The 4,742-nt window shown below is 74.4% G+C and carries 5 protein-coding genes; 4 read left to right on the top strand and 1 reads right to left on the bottom strand.

Translation table 11 applies throughout. The features are described from left to right. Together ABZ281_RS38410 and ABZ281_RS38405 are read left to right on the top strand one after the other, a co-directional pair. The coding region (locus ABZ281_RS38410) for a phosphotransferase (RefSeq protein WP_356662649.1) at positions 1 to 548 on the top strand (548 nt) is incomplete at its 5' end. A gap of 62 nt (positions 549 to 610) precedes the next feature. Beyond that, positions 611 to 1,294 carry a hypothetical protein gene (locus ABZ281_RS38405; RefSeq protein ID WP_356662648.1) on the top strand — a complete coding sequence of 228 codons (684 nt, stop codon included), beginning with the start codon at positions 611 to 613 and terminating at the stop codon, positions 1,292 to 1,294. A 13-nt stretch (positions 1,295 to 1,307) separates the two neighbouring features. Here the strand turns inward: ABZ281_RS38405 and treZ are convergent, their stop codons facing one another. Further along, the gene (gene treZ / locus ABZ281_RS38400; protein ID WP_356662647.1) at positions 1,308 to 3,053 is read right to left on the bottom strand and encodes a malto-oligosyltrehalose trehalohydrolase; all 1,746 of its coding nucleotides are present in this window, start codon (positions 3,051 to 3,053) and stop codon (positions 1,308 to 1,310) included. 172 nt (positions 3,054 to 3,225) lie between these two features. Here treZ and ABZ281_RS38395 point away from each other — a divergent pair, with 172 nt between their 5' ends. Continuing rightward, complete coding sequence (locus ABZ281_RS38395) at positions 3,226 to 3,777, top strand: DUF1707 and FHA domain-containing protein (protein ID WP_356662646.1); 552 nt, start codon at positions 3,226 to 3,228, stop codon at positions 3,775 to 3,777. A gap of 155 nt (positions 3,778 to 3,932) precedes the next feature. Then, positions 3,933 to 4,742 (top strand): M14 family zinc carboxypeptidase (locus ABZ281_RS38390; RefSeq protein ID WP_356662650.1); only part of this gene is annotated, 810 nt, incomplete at its 3' end.

Genomic DNA, 4,742 nt, shown 5'->3' with positions numbered 1-4,742 from the left:
CCTCCAGCAGGCCGGTCCGGCAGGCCGAGACGCTCGGCGTGCCACGCGCCGCGCCGCGCTCCCTCGAGGCGCTGCGCCGGGCCGCCGTACGGGCCGCCGAACACCTCGCCGCAGCCGACGAGTTCGACGCCACACGCCTGAACCAGCTCACCCCGCCCGCCGCCTCCCAGCTCGCCGCCCAGCCCGCCTCGGCGGTCCTCACCCACCACACCCTCACGGGCGGACATCTCGTGGTCAGTGCCGACGGCCGGGTGCGCGGCGTGCTCGGCTGGGACGGCGCGGTCGTCGGCGATCCGGCCGAGGACATCGCGGGCCTCGCGCTCGCCGTCGGCTCACCCGCCGCCGTACGCGCCGCCACGCTCGCCGGCTACGGCGCCCGCCCCTGCCTGCGCGGCCTGTGGCTCGCCCGCTGCGACACCGTCGTCCACCTCGCCGAGGACCTCACCGGCAAGGACACCACCCTGCTGCGAACCCGGCTGCGCCGCGCCTGGGAACCGATCCTGCTGGAACGGGTGACGGACCTGGGGGACGCGGACGACGTCCTGTAGCGGGCCGGGCAGGGCCCTCCCGTACGGCTGTCCTCCGCCCATGAAGCGCACCCGCAGCGGCCGTGCCGCTGCTGACCGCCGCCGCCCTCACCTGCCTGGCCGGCTGCTCCGGCACCACCGCGCCCGCCACGCCCGGCGCGACGGCGTCCGCGGCCCGGCAGCAGACCCCGGCACAGCGCCTCACCGGGCTCATGGTCACGGCTGCCGGCCTCGGCCCCGGCTACTCGGTACGGGAGTCCGGCCCGGCTGAGGGGAGGTCCGTCTTCGCCCGGTCCGCGCGGGAGATCACCGGCAACGCCTGCACCCCGCCGGCGGCCATGACGCACCAGTTGCCCCTCGGCCGGCCGCAGGCCTCCCTCAGCCGCCTCGTGGCGACCCGGGAGGCCCCCGGCACCCGCGTCCACGTCACGCTCGCCACCTACGACAAGGGCATGGCGGTGACGGCGATGGACGCCCTCCTCGCCGACGCCGTGCTGGGCTGCTCGCTCGGCTTCACCGTCCGGGCGCACGGCACCGGCGAGCGGTACGACCCGTTCGAGCCCGAGGACACCCCCGCGGTCGGCGACGAGGCCCTCGCCTACCGCGGCGTCGTCACACCCGAGGGCGACACGCCCCGGCCGGTCCGCACCACCGTCGTACGCCACGGCGACGTCATCGCCGTGTGCACCGCGGTGGGCGGCTCCCGCATCGCGAGTCCGGTGGTCCTCACTCCCGTGATCGAGGCGCAGGACGCGAAACTCCGCTGACGTCTCCCGCCGCTCAGTCCTGGGCGAGCACCACCGCCGACTCCCCGGGCAGCCGCACCACCCCGTCCGCCCCGGGCTTGTCCACCGGCTCCCACGCGGCCAGCACGCGCGCGTGGGGCACGCCGAGCGGCAGCTCGGCCGGCTCGGATGCCAGGTTCACCGCCACCAGGACGTCCCCGCGCCGGAAGGCGAGCCAGCGGCGCTCCTCGTCGTGGGCCACCTTTGTGTCGGCGAGGTCGGGGTCGGTCAGGTCCGGCTGCTCGTGACGCAGGGCGAGGAGCTGCCGGTACCAGGCCAGCACGCGCGCGTGGGGCTCGCGTTCCGGCTCGGACCAGTCGAGGCAGGAGCGGTCCCGGGTCGCCGGGTCCTGCGGGTCGGGCACGTCCTCCTCCTTCCAGCCGTGCGCGGCGAACTCCCGCCGCCTGCCCCGCCGTACGGCGTCGGCGAGCTCCGGGTCGGTGTGGTCGGTGAAGAACTGCCAGGGCGTGCCCGCCGCCCACTCCTCGCCCATGAAGAGCATCGGCGTAAAGGGCGCCGTCAGGATCAGCGTGGCCGCGCACGCCAGCAGCCCGGGGGAGAGCAGGGCCGAAAGCCGGTCCCCCTGGGCGCGGTTGCCGACCTGGTCGTGGGTCTGGCCGTAGCCGAGCAGCCGGTGCCCGGCCACCCGGGTACGGTCCAGCGGGCGCCCGTGGTGGCGCTCCCGGAAGCTGGAGTACGACCCGTCGTGGAAGTAGCCGCCGGTCAGGGTCTTGGCGAGCCCGCCGAGCCGAGCGCGCGCGAAGTCGGCGTAGTAGCCCTGCGACTCGCCGGTCAGGGTGGTGTGCAGGGCGTGGTGGAAGTCGTCGTTCCACTGCGCGTGCAGCCCGAGGCCGCCCTCCGCGCGGGAGGTGATGAGCCGCGGGTCGTTCAGATCCGACTCGGCGACCAGGAACAGCGGCCGGTCCGTCTCGGCGGCCAGGGCGTCCACGGCCTCCGACAGCTCCTCCAGGAAGTGGTACGCGCGCGTGTCCACCAGCGCGTGCACCGCGTCCAGGCGCAGCCCGTCGATCCGGTAGTCGCGCAGCCAGGCCAGCGCGCTGCCGATCAGGAACGCGCGCACCTCGTCCGAGCCCGGCGCGTCCAGATTCACCGCGGCGCCCCAGGGCGTGTGGTGGGTGTCCGTGAGGTACGGGCCGAAGACGGGCAGGTAGTTGCCGGACGGCCCGAAGTGGTTGTGCACCACGTCGAGCACCACGCCCAGACCGAGTTCGTGAGCCCGGTCGACGAAGCGTTTCAGTGCCTCGGGGCCGCCGTACGGCTCGTGCACCGCCCACAGCGAGACACCTTCATAGCCCCAGCCGTGCGTGCCCGGGAAGGGGCACAGGGGCATCAGCTGCACATGTGTGACGCCGAGTTCGGCGAGATGGCCGAGCCGCTCGGCCGCCGCGTCCAGGGTGCCCTCGGGCGTGTACGTCCCCACGTGCAGCTCGTACAGCACCGCGCCGGGCAGCGCCCGCCCCGGCCACCGCGCGCGCCACGCGTACCGCTCGTGGTCGACGACCGCGCTCAGCCCGTCCGGGCCGTCCGGCTGCCGCCGCGAGCGCGGATCGGGCAGCACGGGCCCGTCGTCCAGCGCGAAGCCGTACCGGGATCCCTCGCACGCCTCGGCCTCGCCCCGCCACCACCCCGCCCGTTGCGGATCACGCTCCAACGCGTGTGTGACGTCGTCGCACCGGAGCGTCACTCGGCCGGCCTGTGGTGCCCACACCTCGAACTGCACGGACGGTTCCCCTTCGTCTGCTCACCGTGATGTAGCCCGTCCATGGTGCGTCAAAAGAGATCAATCCGCCGGTGCATCCACCCATTTGCGGCGGGTCTCCCCGGCTGCGCGCGTGTGGCGGCCGATTTCCCCTTTCTGGACAGCCCGGCCGCGCTGCCCGACAATCACCAGCGTGACGTCGTCCTTCGAGTTCAACACGTTCCCCGCGCGGCTCTCCGACGCGGAGCGGGACCGGGTGCTGAAGGTGCTCCGGGACGGCGTCGCCGTGGGCCGCCTGTCCCACGACACGTTCGTCCGCCGCATGGAGTTGGCGCTCGCCGCCCGCCGGCCGGACGAACTCGCCGCGCTCACCGCCGACCTGCGCACCGAGAGCCGCCTCTCGCGCCTGGTGTTCGGCACCGTCGAGGCCGTCTCCGGATTCTCCGTACGGCTGCGCAGGGCCTGGCAGGCCGAGCGCCTGCCCAAGCTGCAACTGCCCCACCCGTCGCACGGCCATCCGCTGCGTATAGGCCGCGACCCCGCCAGCGGACTGCGCCTCAACCACGAGACGGTCTCCCGCGTGCACGCCGAACTCCGTCACCAGGGCGGCATGTGGGTCCTGCGCGACCTCGGCTCCACCAACGGCACGACGGTGAACGGCAGGCGCGTCGTCGGCGCGGCCGTCGTCCGCGAGGGCGACCAGGTGGGCTTCGGCCGGATGGCCTTCCGGCTGTCGGACGGCTGACCGGAAACGGAGCCACGCCTCACCCCTGGCCTGGGGGTTACCGAATGTCGGTTCCGGAACGTTGGCCGAAATCCCATTGCGGTTCACGGTGTTGACGTACACCTGAAGTCGTGACTGACTGTGCGTACGCCATCTACACCTGGTGAACCGACGGCATCGCATGGGGGAGGTGTGCCCTGCCGCCCCTGCTGCGCTACCCGACCGTCGAGGAACTGGGCGCCCGGGCCGCCGCCCTCGTCGCCCGCCACCTCCGGGACGCCCGGCTGCGCCGGGTCGGCACCTCCCGTGCGGGCACCCCCCTGTGGCTGCTCTCCGTCGGCCACGGCAGCCGCCAAGCCCTGGTCGTCGCCGGCCCCCACGCCAACGAACCGGTGGGCGGCGCCACCGTGCTCCGCCTGGCCGAGCGGGCTCTGGCCGACCCGCGGCTCACCGAGGGCGCGGACGCCACCTGGAACCTGCTGCTGTGCCTCGACCCGGACGGCTCGCGCCGCAACGAGGGCTGGCTGCCCGGCCCCTACACGCTCGGCCGGTACGTCCGCCACTTCTTCCGGCCCGGCTTCCTGGAGCAGCCCGAATGGCTGCCCGACGGCGCGGCCGGCGCCGCCCTGCCGGAGACCCGCGCCCTGCTCGACCTCCAGGACGAACTGCGCCCGTTCCTCCAGTGCTCCTTGCACGGCGTCGACATCGGCGGCGGCTTCGTGGAACTCACCCACGACCTGCCCGGCCTCGACCGGCGCCTCGCCCACATCGCCGCCCGGCTCGGCATCCCCCGCGAACTCGGCGCCTACGACGCCCTGTACTGGCCCGGCCTCGGACCCGCCGTCTACCGGATCCCGCCGCCGCGCCGGGCCGACCTGGTCGCGGCCATGACGGAGGCCGCCGTCGAGTCCACGTGGTACCACCCCCACCGGCACGGCACCGTCACCGCGGTCGTCGAGGCACCCATGTGGGGCGTGACGGCCGTG

The organism is Streptomyces sp. NPDC006265 (assembly GCF_040613555.1).
In the GTDB taxonomy this organism is placed as follows: domain Bacteria; phylum Actinomycetota; class Actinomycetes; order Streptomycetales; family Streptomycetaceae; genus Streptomyces.
The sequence above is the reverse complement of the archived record's forward strand: the minus strand, read 5'-3'. Positions and strand labels throughout refer to the sequence as shown.